We start from the raw sequence: 18,396 nt of genomic DNA on the forward strand, positions 1-18,396 counted from the left end.
CCTCTTGAGCCCTTTCGGCCCATGTGAAACCACGTTTCTGCCTAGTAAGCCAGCGATACCGAGGGCGCCGTGTTGAGCGCACTGGTGTCGACGGTCACGAACCGGGTGGGCGAGATTGCGTAGATGACGGTGGTGCCGTCGCCGAGCAGATAACGGCCCGTTTGCGTGGGATCGTTGCTGCTGTCATTCAGCGCGTAAGTGGTGCTCGCGGTGGTGCCGAGTTGCAGCACGTTGAGCGTGCCTACGCCTACGTTTTCGTCCAGTGTTTCGGTTGCGTTGCCATTGCCGTCAGCGGTGAAGTTGCCGGTGGCAGTGATGTTGGCCAGACTGGCAGCCGGAAGCGTGTGAAGCACATAGCTTCCGTTGATGGTTCCCAGGCCGAAGGGCGAGCCGGTCTGCTGCTCGAAGTAACCGAGCCCGGCGTAGCTGCTCTCAAGGAAGTAGCCATTGCCTGGCGAGACCAGATAGAAGATGCGCGGCGCGGGCGCCCCGGTGGGTAGACCGAGAAGGCCGAGCAGCGTGTTGATGAGGCCAGAGGGCGCGGGATAGTTGAAGACTCCGCGACCGTTGCTGGTGACCTGGCAGGATGCGCTGCCGGTGGTTTCCTGCTGGCCGAGCAGGGCCTGCAGGAGAGTGCTCTTGCCGGCGATGCCGGTAAGGCTGTTGACGAGACCGGTGAGGCCGGCAACATCCACATCCGTGGTGTTGCATGTGCCGGCGCCGTTGGCCACCGAGCGGAAGATGGTCGCGCTGTTGTAGTTGAGGACATTCTGCAGCGTGACGCCGAGCAGACCGGGATCGACCTGGGCATTTTCATACCCGACGATGGGCCCGTTCATAGACGCGTTGCTGTAGGTGGCCGGAGTGGTCTGCTGCTTGGCGGTGCCGGCGAGCAGTTCGTAGGCCGAGTGCTTGTCGCTCGACATCACGAAGATCTCGTTGGAGTTCACGATGTAGGCGACATAGTCGACCGGGAAAGCACCGTCAGTGATGGAAGAGTTGGAGAGGGTCATCGCCACTCGTCCATCTGCGTCTGCCGGCTGATAGCTGCCGGCGAGGGTTGCATCGGGGTAGTTGGTGCTGGCCACATCCGCATCTTCTGACCCGGAGGTGATGGTGCCCGAGGCATTGACGGTGAACTGGCCGACCGCAGCAACCGGGCCAGAGGCCAGGCCTACGGCGCAGGAGACGAGGCAGGGCGTGTCACCGGAGAATCCAAAGGCGTAGCTGCCGTGGATGCCGGTGGCAAAGGCTGTCTTGTCTTGCGCGAGCAGCGTGCCGTTGCCCTTGGTTCCTGCCAGGTGATTGTTGTCGTACTCGATCAGGCTGCCCTGCGAGTAAATGGTGGCCGGAGAAACCGGCGGCTTGAGCGAGACAGCGTAAGTGCGGTTTGAGTCCACCGAGCCGTCGGGGTTGAAGGTGGTGAGGGTGACGAAGCCGGTGTTGTCCGCACCAATCTCGTAGGCGCCGACTAACTGCGTGGTGCCGACCGTGGTGCCGGTGGGGTTGGAGGACTGGTGGTTGGCGTCCTGCTCGCCGGCGGTGATGATGCCGGTTCCATCGGCGGTGATGCTGCCGACAGATGCAGTCTTGTAGGTCAGCACGCCGAGCACTGCATCGTCATACCCCTGGAAGAGGTAGGCGTAAGGACCTTTCAGCTTGGAGTTATTGCTGCACGCGGCGGACGGGCTGCCCGTAAGAGCGGGCACGCTGGTGGCCGTGGGGCAGTACAGCACATTGAGGGTGTAGGTGTCGGTGGCCGTCTCGGCAGTGGAGGAGCTGTCAGTCACCGTGACGGTGAAGACGCTGGCTCCGGCAGCGGTTGGCGTGCCGCTGATGGTGCCGGTTGTGGCATCGAGCGTGAGGCCCGCAGGCAGCGCGCCAGAGGTGACGCTGTAGCTGTAGGGCGTGGTGCCGCCGGTGGCATTGAGCGTGGCGGTGTATGCCTGGCCGAGGACCGCGTCGGGCAGGGTTCCGGTGAGGGAGAGCGCGCCGGCCGGATTGATGACGAGAGTGACCGGACCGGTGGAAGACTGCGTGGGATTGCCCGAGTCAGTGACCTTAACTGTGAGGTTGGTGGTGCCTGAGACGGTCGGCGTTCCTGTGACGGTGCAGCCGGAGAGCGACAGGCCAGCAGGCAAAGCGCCGGCCACAATGGTGCAGCTATAAGGCGAGGTGCCGCCGGTGGCGTTGATGGTGCCGGTGTACGGCACGTTGACGGTGCCAGCCGGAAGATTGCTGGTGGTGATGGTCAGCGTGGCCGGAGCGATGGTGATGGTTTCAGGCCCGCTGGTGGTCTGCGCCGGGCTGGCGGAATCTGTCACCTTCACGGTTACAGTTGCGCTGCCAGCTGCGGTGGGCGTGCCGTTGACTGTGCATCCGCTGATGGCAAGGCCAGCAGGCAGCGTGCCCGAAGTGATGGAGCAGGTGTAGGGTGAAGTGCCTCCGCTGACGCCAATGTTGGCTGAGTAGGGCACGTTGACGGTGCCGTTGGGCAGCGTGCTCATCGTGAGCGTGAGCGCGGCCGGAGCGATGGTGATGGTTTCAGGCCCGCTGGTGGTCTGCTGCGGATTGCCGGAGTCGGTCACCTTCACTGTGACGGTGGATGCGCCAGCCTTGGTGGGAGTTCCGCTCACGGTGCAGCCGGAGAGCGACAGGCCCGCGGGCAGCGTGCCCGAGGTGATGGCGCAGGAGTAAGGCGAGGTGCCGCCGGTGACGCCGATGGTCGCCGTATAAGGCACGTTGACGGTGCCGTTGGGCAAGGTGGAGGCGGTCAGCGCCAGATTGGCTGGGCTGATGGTGATGGTTTGCGGTCCCGTGGTGCTTTCGACGGGATTGCTGGAGTCAGTCGCCTTCACCGTAATGGTGGAGGCGCCAGCGGTGGTGGGAGTTCCGGTCACCGTGCAACCGGAGAGCGAAAGACCCGCGGGCAGCGTGCCGGAGGTGATGGCGCAGGAGTAAGGCGAGGTTCCGCCCGTGACGCCGATGGTCGCCGAGTAAGGCACATTGACCGTGCCGTTGGGCAGTGCGCTGGTGCTGAGACTCAACGAAGCCGGAGCGATGGTGATGGCTTCGGGCCCGCTCGTGGTCTTTTGCGGACTGCTTGCGTCGGTAACCTTCACGGTCAGGTTCGCGGTGCCAGCGGTGGTGGGAGTTCCGGTCACCGTGCAACCGGAGAGCGTGAGGCCCGCAGGCAGTGTGCCCGAGGTGATGGAGCAGGCGTAGGGCGAGGTGCCGCCAGTGACGCCGATGGTCGCTGTGTAAGGCACATTGACCGTGCCGTTGGGCAACGAGGCGGTTGTGAGCGAGAGTGCCGCCGCACCGATGGTGATGGTTTGCGGTCCGCTGGTGCTTTGCTGCGGTTTGCTGGAGTCATTGACCTTCACCGTAATGGTGGAGGTGCCAGCGGTGGTGGGCGTTCCGCTCACCGTGCAGCCGGAGAGCGTGAGGCCCGCCGGCAGCGTACCCGAAATGATGGAGCAAGCGTAAGGCGAGGTTCCGCCAGTGACGCCGATGGTCGCCGAATAAGGCACATTGACGGTGCCATTTGGCAGCGAGGTGGTGCTGAGTGTCAGCGCCGCCGGAGCGATGGTGATGCTCTCGGGCCCGTTTGCCGTTTGTTTCGGATTACCCGAATCCATGACCTTGACCTGAACGGTGGAAGCGCCGGCGGTGGTGGGAGTTCCGCTCACCGTGCAACCGGAGAGCGCGAGGCCCGCAGGCAGCGTGCCCGAGGTGATGGCGCAGGAGTAAGGCGAGGTTCCGCCGGTGACGCCGATGGCCGCCGAGTAAGCCACACCGACCGTGCCATTGGGCAGCGTGCCCGTCGTTAGGGCCAGATTGGCCGGAGCGATGGTGATGGTTTCCGGTCCACTGGTGGTCATGGCCGGACTGCTGGAGTCATTGACCTTCACCGTGACGGTGGAGGCGCCGGCGGTGGTGGGAGTTCCGCTCACCGTGCAGCCAGAGAGCGTGAGGCCCGCAGGCAAAGTACCCGAGGTGATGGCGCAGGAGTAAGGCGAGGTTCCGCCGGAGACGCCGATGGCCGCCGAGTAAGCCACGCCTACGGTGCCGTTGGGCAATGCACTGGTGGTCAGCACGAGATTGGCCGGAGCGATGGTGATGGTTTCAGGTCCGCTGGTGGTCATGGCGGGACTGCTGGAATCAGTCACCTTGACCTGAACGGTGGAAGCGCCGGCGGTGGTGGGAGTTCCACTCACCGTGCAGCCGGAGAGCGTGAGGCCCGCAGGCAGAGTGCCCGAGGTGATAGCGCAGGAGTAAGGCGAGGTTCCGCCGGTGACGCCGATGGCCGCCGAGTAAGCCACGCCTACGGTGCCGTTGGGCAGTGAAGTGGTAGTGAGCATCAGCGCCGGAGCCGCCACAGTGATAGCGATGGATGCCTGCGCGGTGGCCGTAGCGCCGGAAGCGTCTGTGACCTGCACGGTGAAGGTGGAGGTTCCGGCTGCTGTGGGAGTACCGGAGATGACACCGGTTGTGGCATCAAGCGTGAGGCCCGCAGGCAGAGTGCCCGCTGTGATGCTCCAGGTGTAAGGTGTCTGCCCCCCGGCGGCCTGCAGCGTGTCGGTGTACGGAGTTCCTACAACGCCCGCAGGCTGCGGTCCGCCGGTGACCATGAGCGTGCTCGCCGACGCGGTGACGCTGATGGTTTCGCTTTGAGTGACGGTGTACGGCACATTGCTGGAATCGATGGCCTGAATCACAAAGCTGAAAGTGCCTGCTTTGGTGGGCGTACCCGAGATGACGCCGCTCGAGGCATCGAAGCTGAGTCCATCAGGAAGATTGCCGCTGGCGAGGCTCATCTTCGCGGGCGCGGTGCCCCCTTGCACGCTTAGCGTGGCCGAATATGCGGTGCCCACAACACCGCTGCCGAGTTTGCCTTGAATAGTGGGATCAGGATTGACGGTGACACCTGCTGACTGGGTGTCTTTGGTGTTGGGAACCGAGGCAGTGAGAGTAGTTTTGATCGATGTGCTGACGCCGGCGGGAGCCGTGTAGAGAACCGATGAGCCGGTGGCATCGGAGAGCGCGCCGCAGCCTTGCGCTCCGCAACTGGTCTGCGCCAGGCTCCAGGAGAGATGAGCGGCGTCTTTCACAGATGCGGTGACGGTGAGTGCCTGTCCGGCATCCAGCGCAATTGCGGAATTGGAGAGGCTGACGATGCCACTGCCCGCGAATCCACCGGAGCCGCAGCCGGAAAGGCTAACCACCAGCGTGAATGTGAGCGCTGCGAACGCGGCGAGTGCCATGCTCCAGGGTTTTCTGGTCGAGCGGCATGCACCACTCACGTGGCCACGAATTGCCTTTTGTAGATTGCATTGGATCTGAGAAAAATCTGGCGTCCTCAACATCACGGCTCCTTTGAAATTCACAAGTGCAGCCACGCCTGCGGCTGCAAATGCTGTGTACCGTCGCAGGCAAATCAATTGCGCACGCGGATTACCGGGAAGCGAGCAGGAAGCGACACGATTAAGTGCTTCCTTTTCCCGCCAGAATGACATCACGGGTAACTCGCGCCGGTTACATCAGCGAGTTCATAGTAAGTCGGAAGCTAGATATATCAACCCTGCAGGTGACAAAAAGGCACAGAGTGATATCACGCGAGATATCCAGCGGTGATTTTCGTATTCCAAAGATCGGACAGAGAGAGCGCGCGGAGGAAATGGGATATCACTTTGTTCACGACCCGGACGAAATACGGGCAGCGGAAAAGCGCGCGGGCGGATAGAGCAGGAGGCAGGCCATTGATTCTGCTGGGGATAGAAATATTTTCGGGTAAAACCAATCCAATTGGCAGTTGAACGTCGTATATGTAGGTCGCGCAAGGAAGCAGTCAAATTTCATACTTAACGCGAGCAACCAAATGTTGACTGCACCAAAAAAATAATCGCCATGCGGCATGGCGACGGGTATAACAGAAATGAAGGAAGTAGCTATGTGATATCTCATGTGATATCACATGGATTTTTCTATCAGAAAGGACGCATATCCCCCATGCACATCGACAACAGATAAGAGCAATGCAAGATCATTAGTCCTGCACAATTTTCCTTTCGGGCCATTTCCAGAACTGCGAATCGACACGAAAACAAAGAAAGTAAAAAGGACTTGTTGCAATGCCACAGGAATATAAACGCCGCCAGTGCTTCCCTCTTCGTCTTGCCTCTTCCCTCAGAACCCAGGCCAACGATCTCGCGCATCGTGAAGGAATATCTCTGAATCACTTCATCAGCCTCGCTGTGGCCGAGAAAATCAGCCGTATGGAGCACGATCTGTGGGTGCAGCAACAACAGCAGAATCCACCGAAGCGGGATCTTGCACGCGACCTTTCGGTGGTGCCGCGTACCATGCCGAGTTTCAACAAGTAGCAGGGACAAAGCTGTATTGCGCGCGCCGGGGACGGTGACGGCGCGCCCTCTCTGCAAGCCATAGGCGCTTCCGCGAAGTTGCAGCGCCGACTCCACCTCCCACCTCTCCTGATCACAGCTAACAGCTAATAGCTATTGCTGTCCTTCTTTTCCCTGCTTCCATTGATAAGTGGAAATTCGCCTGCTCAGGCAATCGGACGCTTAAAGATTCTCCCTATTGCATTCCCATAGGGGATCGGGCATGCTTTCTGTGGGAAACCAATATGGAGGGCCCAATGCAGAAAAAGAGCGATGTGCCGCAGGGCACGCTGGCGCTGATGGTGCTGAAGACGCTGCAGGTGCTGGGCGAGCAGCATGGATATGGAATTGCGCGGCGGATTGAGCAGATCAGCGGCGAAGTGCTGGCGGTGAATCATGGCACGCTGTATCCGGTGCTGCTGCGATTGGAGCAGGAGGGTGCGATTGCATCGGAGTGGGGCGCGTCAGAGAACAATCGGCGGGCGCGATTTTATAAGCTGACGCGCGCGGGACATCGCCTGTTGCAGGAAGAGACGCTGGGCTGGCAGCAGACGGCGGAGATTGTGGGCCGGTTTTTGAATGCGCGCGCGGAGGACCTGGCATGAAGCGTCTGCGGCGGTTGCTGACAAGGCTGCGCAATAGCCTGGTGCGGCGGGAACAGAGAGAGCGCATGCATGAGGAGATGGAGACGCATCTTGCGCTGCTGAGCGAAGAGATGATGCGGGCAGGACACTCCGCGGAAGAAGCGCGGCGGCGAGCGCGGCTGAAGTTTGGCGGGGCAGAGAGCGCGCGGGAAAACTACGAAGCCGAACGCCGCTGGCTGGGACTGGAGTGGCTGATGCAGGATATCCGGTTTGGGCTGCGGATGCTGCGGAAGTCGCCGGGTTTCACCGTGGTTGCTGTGCTGACACTGGCGCTGGGCATTGGGGCGAATACGGCGATCTTCAGCCTGGTGGATGCGGCGATGCTGCGCTCGCTGCCGGTGAAAGATCCGGGGAGCCTGATGGCGCTGGAGTGGCATGCGCGCAGCAGGATTCACGTAGACCAGTACAGCGGATTTGGAGACTGCGATACTTCGCGGGGGGCGTATGTAGGATGTTCATTTCCCGTGCCGGTTTTGGAGCAGTTGCAGAAGCAGAAGGATATGTGGGCTTCGCTGACGGCCACGGCGGGCCCGGCAGATATGAACATGGATGGGCAGGGACCGGCCAAGGTGGCGAGCGTGGAGTTTGCCTCGGGCAATTACTTTTCAGTGCTGGGCGTTGGCGCGGCGGCGGGGCGGTTGCTGGGGCAGGTGGATGATACGGCCGATGCCCACGCGGTGGCGGTGTTGAGTTACGGCTACTGGCAGCGGAAGTTTGGCGGCCAACGATCCGTAATTGGCAAGACGATTCAACTGAACCATGTACCCTTCACGATTGTGGGCGTGGCGTCAAAGCGCTTTACGCATTTGACGCCGGGCAAGACGCAGGACCTGTGGATCAGCATTGCGATGATGCCCCGGATGGAGATTGACTGGGGCGCGGGCAGCCGCACGATGCAGAACTGGTGGCTGCTGCTGCTGGGACGGCTGCAGCCGGGCGTGAGCATAGCGCAGGCGCAGAGTGCATCGAACGCGATCTTTCGCAATGCGGTGCTGCATGCGGGCCATCCGATGTGGAGAGCGGCGAATGATCCTTCGCTGCGGGTGCTGCCGGCGCGGGACGTGCTGAATGAGCAGCGGGATCGACTGGCGACGCTGCTGACGATTCTGATGAGCGCGGTAGCACTGCTGCTGCTGATTGCGTGCGCCAACGTGGCGGGTCTGCTGCTGGCACGCGCGAGCGGACGGCAGCGGGAGATGGCCGTGCGGCTGGCGCTCGGAGCACGGCGCGCGCGACTGCTGCGGCAACTGCTAACCGAGAGCGTACTGCTTTCAACGGCCGGCGGCCTGCTGGGCGCGGGCGTGGCGTACTGGGGCATTCATGCGATTACGGCAGTGATTCCCTTCCCTTTTGCGGTGGCTCCGGATGGGCGGGTGCTGCTGTTTGCCGCTGGCGCATGCCTGCTGACAGGCATCGTGTTTGGGCTGGCTCCGGCGCTGCGCAGCACGCAGGTGGACCTGACACCGGCGCTCAAGCAGAATGCGGGTTTGCGGCCGGCGCAGGGTGGGCGGCGGCACATGCTTTCGCTGGGCAATGCGCTGGTGGTGGCGCAGATGGCGTTGTCTGTGGTGGTGCTGACGGGCGCGGGGCTACTGGTGCGCACGCTGGTGAATCTGCGCGATATCCATCCGGGTTTTGATTTGCAGAATCTGCTGGTGTTTGAGGTGAATCCGGGTCTGGAGGGATATGCGCCGGACAAGATTGCGCGGGTGTACGAGAGTCTGCAGCAGCGGCTTGCGGCTTTGCCCGGCGTGACGGGGGTGAGCTATTCGTCGGATGAGCTTCTGGGCGATGGCAGCTGGTCAGAGTCGATGGAAGTGGAGGGTCATCCTCATCAGACTGTGACGCTCAAGGTGCTGGCGACAGGGCCGGAGTTCTTTCGCACGATGCATATCGCATTGAGAGCCGGACATACATTTGACGCTGCCGACTTTGAGCGCACGCTCAAGGATGCAACCACGAGGAAGAAGCAACCAGGGAAGGTCACACCGGCTCCGCTGCCGGTGGTAGTGAATGAAAGCTTTGCGCGTGAGTTTTTTGCGCCGGGACAGGCGCTGGGCAAGCGCATCACTGAGGGGACGAGCGATCACTCTCACGATGGATACACGGCAAAGGCTCCCTCAAGGGAGTGGCAGATTGTGGGCGTGGTGGCCGACACGCGCTATGACACGCTGCGTCATGGAGTGGAGCCGATCGTGTTTCTCCCGCTAATGAGCAGCGGCGCATTTTTTGAGGTACGCACGGCGATGGACCCGCACGGGCTGGTGCCTGCTGTGCGGCATGCGGCGCAGCAGGTGGATAGCAATCTGCCCCTCATGAGCGGCGTGCAAACGCAGACGGAGGTGGTGGACGGATTGCTGGCACAGGAACGGCTGATGGCGCGACTCTCTGGCTTCTTTGGCGTGCTGGCGCTGGGGCTTGCCTGCATGGGACTCTACGGACTACTGAGCCATGAGGTGACGCGGCGCACGCGCGAGATCGGGATTCGCATGGCGCTAGGCTCGCCAAGGAGCGAGGTGCTGCGGCTTGTGCTGCGGGAGGGCATGGTGCTGGCTGCGCTGGGCGCCGCAGCAGGCACGGCGGTCTCCCTGGGCGTGATGCAGTCGCTCAAGAGCGTGCTGTATGGCGTGCGGGCAGGCGATACTGTGACGATGGCCACGGTCATTGGCCTGCTGACGCTGGTTTCAGCGATGGCGTGCTATCTGCCGGCGCGGCGCGCGACGGAGGTGGACCCGATGGTGGCACTGCGATATGAGTAGAAGGCGTCTTGTAACTATTTCTGTTACGGTTGCTACGCACGGGTGGCTTATTGTGACTAATGACTGTTACTTGATTTGCGTTGGATGACTTCAGCCGCCACTGCGGATCATTCGCAAAAAAGACGGGCTGACTGGGTGTCAGCCCGTTACGTCTTGCAACGAACATCGCAGGAACCGGGGGAGGGCTTCGATGTCCGTACCAAGGAGGCCTCGTTCGCATGGCAGCGGCAGAATGCTGCCGCCGCCATGGGAGCCGTGACATGCAGCGGCTCAGAATTGATAACGCAGACTGAACTGCAACTCGCGATTGGAAGAGTAGGTCTGGCCCTTGGTGGTGACCTCTCCAAACGTTCCGCTGGTGGGGTTGGTGTCTGGCGTATCGAGATTGGGGTGATTGGTGAAGTTGAACGCTTCGGCGCGGAAGGTCAACTGCTGACTCTGGAAGCGCGGCACCACGTGGAAGGACTTCTGCATGGCGATGTTCCAGCTCTGGAAGCCCGGACCATAGAGAGCGTTGCGCGTGCCCTGCGGCGCGAGAGTGCCCGCCGCGGGAGCGTGGAAGACGGATGGGTCAAACCAGTAGGCGTGACCGGTGCTGCCGGCAAATTGCTTGTGAACGGCAGGGATGCGGTTGATATCCCAGAGTTGCTCACCAGCACCGGGGCCGACGCCAGCGTAGTCATCTCCGGTACCGACGGAGAATGGCTCGCCGGTCTGCGCCTGCGTGACGCCGGAGAGCTGCCAGTTGGCGAGAACACTGCGGGCCACGTAGTTCTTGAGGTGATTGCCGTAGGGAATGTTCCAGACGTAATCGACGACGAGAACATCGCGGATATCAAAGTCCGCCGGGCCGTAGTCGGGCTTTGGGTTGTAGTAGTTCGGCAGCTCGTAGCCACGGCTGGAGCCGTAGTCCATGAGCTTGGACCATGTGTAGGCGACGCCGAACATGAAGTTATGCATGAGGCGGCGCTTGAGACCCACCTGCATGCCGTTGTAGATGGAACTGCCCGCGTTGGTGGCCTGAATGATAGTGGAGAATCCCTGATAAGGACGCAGCGCATCGGCCTTGACGCCGGGATTGGCCTGGATGGTTCCGGGACGAAGCTGATTGATGTCTTCCAACTGCTGCAGATGCAGGCCTCGGCGGCCTACATAAGAAATGGTGAGGTTAGCGAACTTGGGAATGTGCTGCTCGACGCTGGCGCTCCAGGCCCAGGCGCTGGGATTGGGAAAGTGGTAGGCCTGCGAGGAGAGTGCCAGCGGGTAAGAGTTGGCGCTTGAGCCGCCAGGGTTGTCGACATTGCCGGCGGTAATGGTTTCGCTGGCCTGGAAGGGCGGATTGCCGCCGGTCTGAATCACGTCGCTAACGCCGAGACGCTGCACGAAGCGGCCCGCGCCAAGGCGCACCACCGTGTTGGGCCCGACCTGATAGGTGAGTCCGAAGCGGGGCTGAATGTCAGACCAGACGATGGGTGAATAGGATTTGTTGAATCCGTGGAAGAGACGCGTGTAGTTGTCAAGCACAGAGGACGGCACGTGGCCGCGGGCCGAAGATGGGAAGCCGCTGCCGGGAATGACGACGCCGTCGTAAGGATCGCCGCCAGAGGTCTGGCCGGTGGTGGGATCGACCTTTGGCGCGTCGGCAGGATTGTAGATGCTGGCGTTGAACATGGACTGATTGCGCCACTTGGCCCAGTAGGGCTGGATCATGGTGTAGCGCACGCCGTATTCGAGCAGCAGACGGGGAGTGACGTGCCAGTCGTCCTGCGCAAAAACAGCGCCCATGTTGGAGCGGAAGAGCGTGTAAGACTTCTGGCCGATTTCGCCGTAGGTGTCGAAGATGCCGAGGGCGGTGTTGGCCACGGCGGCTCCGGAGGTGGCGTAGCCGTCGCGCGTGTCGGTGAAGATGAATTGACCATTCTGGTTGTTGGTTGCGCCGGGGGTGGTGCTGCTGACGCTGATCTGGTCATTGTCATTCTCACCGGAGTACTCCCACATGCCGCCGAAGACAAGAGTGTGATTGCCGATGATCTTGGTGAGGTGGTCGGCGACCGTATAGATGATACCGCCGGAGTGCGAGGGATAAGGGCCGCCATCGAGCGTGGTGAAGTTTGCGATCTCAATGGTGGGAATCTTGTTGGTCAGCAGCTTCTGAGATGCCGGGAACAGGTACGGGTAATTGATGCCGTACCGCGTGCGGTCATAGAGGCCGCTGGACAGATCGTAGTTGATGGTAACGTGATCAGCTGAGGCCGAAACCGTGGCGTCATTGACGGTGGTGGGATTGATGGTCCAGACGTCATGAAGCACAGCAACCTGGTCGGGCCACTTCCATATCTGCGGCGTGCGATTGAAGTTACCCGAGAAGGGGCTTTCCTGATTGAAATTGAAGTTGAGCAGCGAGAAGCGCAGTTGCTGGTTGTTGGTGGGATGATAGTCAATCACCAAGGTATCTTTGCGCTGGTTCTGCGGATAAGGTGCGGAAGCTGCCCAGTTATAGCTTGCGCCTGTTTCATTGGGAGCCGGATAGGCATTGAGCAGTGCGAGACCGTTGGAACTTAGCCCTGATGTGATGACGTTGTCCGGATAAGGGACGCCCGTAGTGGGATTCACAATCTGCACAGGCTTTGAGTAGAAGATATTGGAGCCGAGCAACTGGCTGAAGTTGCCCTGCCGCATCAGCGCGGTGGGCACGGTGCCGGTAGCAGTGGCATTGAGACGGTAGCGGAGAAACTCCTGGCCGGCGAGAAAGAAGAGCTTGCTGCGCGAGGTGTTGAAGAGATGCGGGATGTAGACGGGGCCACTCAGATTCCAGCCAAACTGGTTGTAGCGGAAGGCCTGCGGATGATCGGCCAGAGCGGGCTGGTCAGAGCTATTGCGCACCCAGGTGTTGGCGTCAAAGAAGGAATTGCGGAGATATTCAAAGGCACTGCCGTGAAACTGCTGCGTGCCCGAGCGCGGCACCTGGACGATGATGCCACCGTCGGTTTCGCCATACTGCGCCGGATAGGTGGTGGAGAGAATCTGCACGCTGGCCAGACTGTCCACATCCGCGACGCCGGTGGTGGTTCCGTTGGCGCGAGTGCGGATCATGGGAGCGCCGTCGAGCGTGACCAGAATGGAGTCATTGCGCGCGCCATTGATGGTGGGACCGCCAAAATCAGGCGCGAAGTTAAATGAAGTCATGGGCGCATTGCGCGTGACGCCGGGCTCAAGCTGCGAAAGATAGATTGGGTTGCGTCCATTCAATTGAATGGAATGCACTTCTTTGCCGGTGACCAACTGGCCGACGGTGGCTGACTCGGTTTGCAGCGCATTGGAGTTGGCATTGACCGTCACCGTGGTGCTGGAACTGCCGAGCTTGAGCACGAAGTTCAACTGGCGGCCGATATTGGGGTCAAGCTGCGTGCCCTTCTCCACCTGCGTCTGAAAGCCTTTGGCGCGCGCGCTCACGGTGTAGCTGCCGGGCTGCAGATTGGTGATGGTGTAAGAGCCGTGCGAGTTGGTGGTGGCCGTGGTGGCCGCTCCGGTGGCATCGCTGCGGATAGTGACGGTGGCGCCCGGCACGACTGCGCCGGTGGGATCGGTCACGTTGCCGGAGATGGAAGAACTGGTTGTTTGACCCTGCGCCGGGCATGCAAGCAGACATGCAGCTACGAGGGTGAAGAGTGCGATTGCGAACAGAGTACTGCTCAAACAACGCACGGAGCGAAGAATGCTTGGGGGGGCAAGCCTCATGTTGCGTCTCCTGAATTTAGTGCGGCAAGAAGAAAATCAGTTCTGGGTAAGAGGTATGGCTTTTGGACTTATATGAACTGAACGAAATGATAACGCTACCACGAAGTGACAAGTTAATGCCCGGTGATCTTAACTGTCAACCCTTTTGGGAAATTTTGTTCGTATTGGGACCCCGGTCCTCCGGAGGATGCTTCTGATCGCGGCATCGCTGCGTAAGATGCAGGCCGGAGCCTGGGAGGTGGCCTGCAGCTTCTGCTTATCTATTGGCCGCCTTGCGGGAATGGACAGGAGAGAAGTGCCTGTGACTCGAGCACGGACGAGAAGAGGCCGCAGGCATCGCTGTCTTCGTGGTATCGTTACCTTGCCAAAAGAACGGCACGAGGCCGGAACGCAAAAACTTCCCCCTCCCCCATTACAGTCAGGAATACTTATCTCTGCAGGAGATGCCTATGCAATGCATCAGAGATTTTTCGTTTGTGCGTGGCCTGCGCGGCCGCGTCTGTCTTTCTGTAAGAACCCCGGTGAAGTGGCGCGCGGCAGCCGGTGCGGCACTGGCGGCGAGCCTCATGTTCAGTCCACTGATCGCCAATGCCCAGAGCGCGAGCGGGCCGGTGGCAGAGGTGAATCCGATGATCGGCACCGGCACTGGGCCGGGCGACAGCGAGAATCTGTTCCCCGGGCCGAGCATGCCGTTTGGCATGGTGCAACTGAGCCCGGACACGGAGAGCAGCGGCTTCGGCTATCACTACTATCAGCACAAGATTCTCGGCTTCAGCATGACGCACATGAGCGGCGTGGGATGCTCCAATGAAGGCGAGGTGTTCTTCACGCCGACAACGGGTCCGGTGGATCTTGAGGGTGATGCTTCGAATTATTCACACCAGCAGGAGAGCGCAAGCCCGGGCTACTATCAGGTGCAACTGCTGCGCTGGGGCATTGAGGCAGCGCTGACAGCGACCGATCGCACGGGCGAAGTGAAGCTGACCTTCCCGGCGGGCAAACAGGCGAATCTGCTGATTCCGATCAGCCATACGCTGAACAATGCGATTGGCGCGCAAATAAAAATAGCAGGCAACAACCGCGTGGAAGGCTATGTGACGAATGAGACCTTCTGCGGCAGCAACCGGCCGTACAAGGTTTATTTTGTGATGGAGTTCAGCCATCCGTTTGCGAAGTATGGCACATGGAGCGGGTATCGCGATGGCGCACCGGCTGCGTTGACGGCGGGCAGCCGCGAGGCCACGCAGCCTGGCAATGACAAGCAGGTGGGCGCTTATGTCTCCTGGCCGCAAAGCAGCGACGCGCAAACCGTGACGGCGAAGATTGGCATTTCGTATGTGGACCTGAAGGGCGCCGAAGGCAACCTGAAGGCTGAGGCCGCGGGTAAGAGCTTTGCGCAGATTCGTCAGGAGGAAACGGCAGCGTGGAATAGGGCGCTCGGCGTGATTGACGTAACGGGCGGCACGGCCAAGCAGCGGACGGTTTTCTATACGGCGCTGTATCACAGCCTGCTGATTCCGAGCATCTTCAACGATGCCGATGGGCGCTATCTGGGCTTTGATGGCCAGATTCATCACGTGGCCTCGGGGCACAACATCTACGACAACTACTCGGGCTGGGATATTTATCGCAGCGAGATGCCGCTGGTGGCGTTGATTGAACCGAAGCGCATGGAAGATATTGCGCAGTCGGTTGTGCTGATGTACCAGCAGGGCGGATGGATTGGACGCTGGCCACAGATTAACCAGTACACGAACATCATGGCGGGGAGTCCGCTGACGGTGGTGCTGGCGACGGCGTGGCTGGACGGCCTGCATGGCTTTGACATGAAGGCTGGCTGGGAAGGCATGTATAAGGACGCAATGCAGGCTCCGCCGCCGGGCAGCTCTTATCAAGGCGAAGTGGGCATGAAGTGGATCAATACGCTGCATTACGTGCCCAACGACAAGGTGGGCTACGGCTCGGTGTCGCAACTGCAGGAAGACGCGATTGCATGGGCCTCGCTGTATGACCTGGCGAAGGACCTGGGCAAGCAGGACGCGGCTCACACGCTGTATGAGCGCGCGCTCTACTACCGGAATGCCTTTGATCCGCAGGACAAGATGTTCCATCCGCGCAATGCAGACGGGCAGTGGATCAAGAATTTTGATCCGAAGAAGAGCGATGGTTTTATTGAGGGATCGGGCTGGCACTACCAGTGGTTTGCTCCGGCAGACCTGGCGTGGGTGGTGCAGGCGATGGGCCGCGACACCTTTAACCAGAGGCTGACGCAGTTCTTTGATTACAAGAAGCCGGGATGGTATCCGCAGTACTACAACCCCTACAACGAAACTGATCTGGAAGCGCCGTTTGAGTTCAACTTCTCAGGGGAGCCGTGGATGACACAGAAGGTGGTGCGCCGCGTGCTGAATGAGAACTATCCGGATACTCCAGATGGCGTGCCGGGCAACGACGATGCGGGCGAGATGTCTTCATGGGCAGTGATGAGCATGATGGGCTTCTATTCGGTGGACCCGGCGAGCCGCGCCTATGAGCTGGTGAGCCCGGTCTTTCAGAAGACGGTGATTCACCTGCATGCGCCGTACAAAGGCAAGGAGTTCACCATTGAAGCGGGCCCAGAGCCGGAGAGCAACGCGTACATTCAGAGCGTTAAGGTCGATGGCAAAGCGCATGCAAAGAACTGGATCGACTTTGGCGACATCAGCCGGGGCGGCACGATGCAGTTCACTCTGGGATCGAGCCCGAATCAGCAGTGGGGCGCGGCGGCTGGGGATGCTCCGCCCTCATTGAGCGAACAACAGCAGTAGCTAGAGAGCAGTTGCAGTCGAAGAGGCTCGCCGGAATGGCGGGCCTCTTTTGCTTTACATGGGCGCCAGCATAGCTTTAGATTGCTGTCGGGCTGTTTCTGCCGATAGTGGGGGTGGGATGAGCGCAGAAAATCTGTTGGATGCTGCGGTCGCCGGGCAGATCAAGACACGGATCGACCGCCTGACGCCTGAGAGCGAGCGCCACTGGGGCAGGATGTCCGTTGCACAGATGCTGACGCACTGCTGTACCAGCATGCAGTGGGCGGTTGGCGAGGTAGTGCCGGAGAGACTGCCTTTTGCTGCGCGCCTGATGGGACGGCTGGTGAAGCCGTTAGCGCTTCGGGACGGCGAGCCGATGCGCAGGAATTCGCCTACAGCCAAGAGTCTGATTGTCGAGACCGAGCCGAATTTTGTGGACGAACAGCAAAGGCTGCTGACACTGATTGACAGTTTTGTTGCAGGGGGAGCGAGCGGATGCACGAGAAAGCCGCATAGCTTTTTTGGAGAAATGACCCCGCAGGAATGGGCGAAGTTGATGCACAAGCACCTTGACCATCACCTGCGGCAATTTGGGGTGTGACAACCCTGAAACTACCGGGAGATGTTGCGGAAGAGACTGTTGACGTAAGCTGCGCAGTCTGATTTGATCAATTCAACCGCATGCGTCGCTCCATGATCATTCCGGCCACGGACATCCGAATTATTTCGGCCATTATGATCATTCCTCCTCACTAGGAGCAGGCGGCTGGCGAATCCGTTCGAGACACCCGACCACCGGCTCCCTGAGTCTGGTGGTTTTGCTTTTTTGCAGGCAGAAAGAGGAAGACAAGGCATGAGCGTGACACTGCAAGGCATTGAACAGGCGCGGCAGCGCATCAGAAGCAGCATCTATTTTTCGCCTGCGCCGCACTCCGAAGCGCTGTCGCGCATGACGGGGCATCCGCTGTTTCTGAAGCTTGATAACCTGCAGCGCACGGGTGCCTTCAAAGAGCGCGGCGCACTCAATAAGATTTTGACGCTGACGGCGGAGGAGAAATCGCGGGGCGTGATTGCGGCCAGCGCCGGCAATCATGCGCAGGCCGTGGCCTATCACGCAACGGTGCATGGCATTCGCGCGCGCATTGTGATGCCGCTGATGACTCCGCTGGTGAAGACAGCCGCGACCGCGGCCTACGGCGCGGAGGTGGTGCTGCATGGCGCGAACTATGACGAGGCCTGTGATGAAGCGCTGAGACTCGCTGCGCAGGATGGAATGACCTTTCTGCATCCGTTTGACGACGACGCGGTGATTGAGGGCCAGGGCACGATCGGGCTCGAACTGCTGGAGCAGATTGAGCGGCTGGAGGCCGTGGTGGTTCCGATTGGCGGCGGCGGATTGATTGGCGGAGTGGCCTGCGCAATCAAGGAGTCGAATCCGAAGATTCGCGTGGTGGGAGTGCAGACGGAGCGGCTGCCGTCGATGCTGCGCGCGGCTGAGAATGGTAGTCCCGTGGCCATTGCCGCCGAGGCGACCATCGCGGACGGCATTGCGGTGCGTCGCGCCGGCGAGCGAACACTGCCGCTGGTGCAGCGCTATGTGGACGAGATGGTAACGGTGGATGAAGAGGAGATTGCACAATCCATTCTGGTGTTGCTGGAGCGCGAGAAGACGCTGGCCGAAGGCGCGGGGGCCGTGGCATTGGCGGCGCTGCTGCAGCAGAAGACTTCTTTGCGATCAGAGCGCACGGCCGCGCTGGTGTGTGGCGGGAATATTGATGTGAGCCTGCTGGCGCGCATCATTGAGCGGGGACTGGTGAAGGATGGACGGCGGACGCGGCTGCGCATTCATTTGACGGACCAGCCCGGCGCGCTGCATCAGCTCACACGGATATTGGCCGAAGCGCGTGCCAACATCGTGCAGACAGCGCATGACCGTGCGCACTATGGCGTGAGCCTGGGCGACACGGTGATCGACATTACGCTGGAGACGCGCGGAGGCGAGCACATTGAGGAGATCCGGCAATGGCTGCGGCAGGCAGGATACCGGCATGAACGAATTGACTGA

General features: G+C 60.7%; 8 protein-coding genes. 5 read left to right on the forward strand and 3 right to left on the reverse strand.

What is annotated here, in order from left to right; translation table 11 throughout:
- Positions 1 to 41: 41 nt before the first annotated feature.
- Together ACP_RS17285 and ACP_RS06670 are read right to left on the reverse strand one after the other, a co-directional pair.
- On the reverse strand, positions 42 to 5,267 hold the full coding sequence (locus ACP_RS17285; RefSeq protein ID WP_169305939.1) for a beta strand repeat-containing protein: 5,226 nt from the start codon (positions 5,265 to 5,267) through the stop codon (positions 42 to 44).
- A gap of 723 nt (positions 5,268 to 5,990) precedes the next feature.
- Complete coding sequence (locus tag ACP_RS06670; RefSeq protein WP_015896528.1) at positions 5,991 to 6,482, reverse strand: hypothetical protein; 492 nt, start codon at positions 6,480 to 6,482, stop codon at positions 5,991 to 5,993.
- Positions 6,483 to 6,661: 179 nt separating this feature from the next.
- On the opposite strand from ACP_RS06670, the gene ACP_RS06675 reads away from it, so the two are divergent.
- Positions 6,662 to 7,009, forward strand: coding sequence for a PadR family transcriptional regulator (locus ACP_RS06675; RefSeq protein ID WP_015896529.1), 348 nt, complete (start codon positions 6,662 to 6,664; stop codon positions 7,007 to 7,009).
- Positions 7,006 to 9,807, forward strand: coding sequence for an ABC transporter permease (locus ACP_RS06680; protein ID WP_041839371.1), 2,802 nt, complete (start codon positions 7,006 to 7,008; stop codon positions 9,805 to 9,807). The genes ACP_RS06675 and ACP_RS06680 overlap by 4 nt, the downstream gene beginning before the upstream one ends.
- A 270-nt stretch (positions 9,808 to 10,077) precedes the next feature.
- Here the strand turns inward: ACP_RS06680 and ACP_RS06685 are convergent, their stop codons facing one another.
- Positions 10,078 to 13,512: a TonB-dependent receptor gene (locus ACP_RS06685; RefSeq protein WP_420794753.1), complete on the reverse strand. Its 3,435-nt coding sequence runs from the start codon at positions 13,510 to 13,512 to the stop codon at positions 10,078 to 10,080.
- Positions 13,513 to 13,994: 482 nt separating this feature from the next.
- Between ACP_RS06685 and ACP_RS06690 the strand changes: the two genes are divergently transcribed.
- The 3 genes from ACP_RS06690 to ilvA all read left to right on the forward strand — a co-directional run bounded on the left by ACP_RS06690 (position 13,995) and on the right by ilvA (position 18,396).
- Complete coding sequence (locus ACP_RS06690) at positions 13,995 to 16,352, forward strand: GH92 family glycosyl hydrolase (protein ID WP_015896532.1); 2,358 nt, start codon at positions 13,995 to 13,997, stop codon at positions 16,350 to 16,352.
- 118 nt (positions 16,353 to 16,470) lie between these two features.
- The gene (locus ACP_RS06695) at positions 16,471 to 16,932 is read left to right on the forward strand and encodes a DUF1569 domain-containing protein (protein WP_015896533.1); all 462 of its coding nucleotides are present in this window, start codon (positions 16,471 to 16,473) and stop codon (positions 16,930 to 16,932) included.
- A gap of 252 nt (positions 16,933 to 17,184) precedes the next feature.
- Positions 17,185 to 18,396, forward strand: a complete 1,212-nt coding sequence (gene ilvA, locus ACP_RS06700; protein WP_015896534.1) for a threonine ammonia-lyase — start codon at positions 17,185 to 17,187, stop codon at positions 18,394 to 18,396.

The organism is Acidobacterium capsulatum ATCC 51196, assembly GCF_000022565.1.
GTDB lineage: Bacteria > Acidobacteriota > Terriglobia > Terriglobales > Acidobacteriaceae > Acidobacterium > Acidobacterium capsulatum.

What these genes read in the sequence shown, in the direction of transcription:
- ACP_RS06695 (WP_015896533.1), top strand. Translation starts at nt 16,471, where the DNA reads ATGAGCGCAGAAAATCTGTTGGATGCTGCGGTCGCCGGGCAGATCAAG.
- ilvA (WP_015896534.1), top strand. Translation starts at nt 17,185, where the DNA reads ATGAGCGTGACACTGCAAGGCATTGAACAGGCGCGGCAGCGCATCAGA.
- ACP_RS06690 (WP_015896532.1), top strand. Translation starts at nt 13,995, where the DNA reads ATGCAATGCATCAGAGATTTTTCGTTTGTGCGTGGCCTGCGCGGCCGC.
- ACP_RS17285 (WP_169305939.1), bottom strand. Translation starts at nt 5,267, where the DNA reads ATGGCACTCGCCGCGTTCGCAGCGCTCACATTCACGCTGGTGGTTAGC.
- ACP_RS06680 (WP_041839371.1), top strand. Translation starts at nt 7,006, where the DNA reads ATGAAGCGTCTGCGGCGGTTGCTGACAAGGCTGCGCAATAGCCTGGTG.
- ACP_RS06675 (WP_015896529.1), top strand. Translation starts at nt 6,662, where the DNA reads ATGCAGAAAAAGAGCGATGTGCCGCAGGGCACGCTGGCGCTGATGGTG.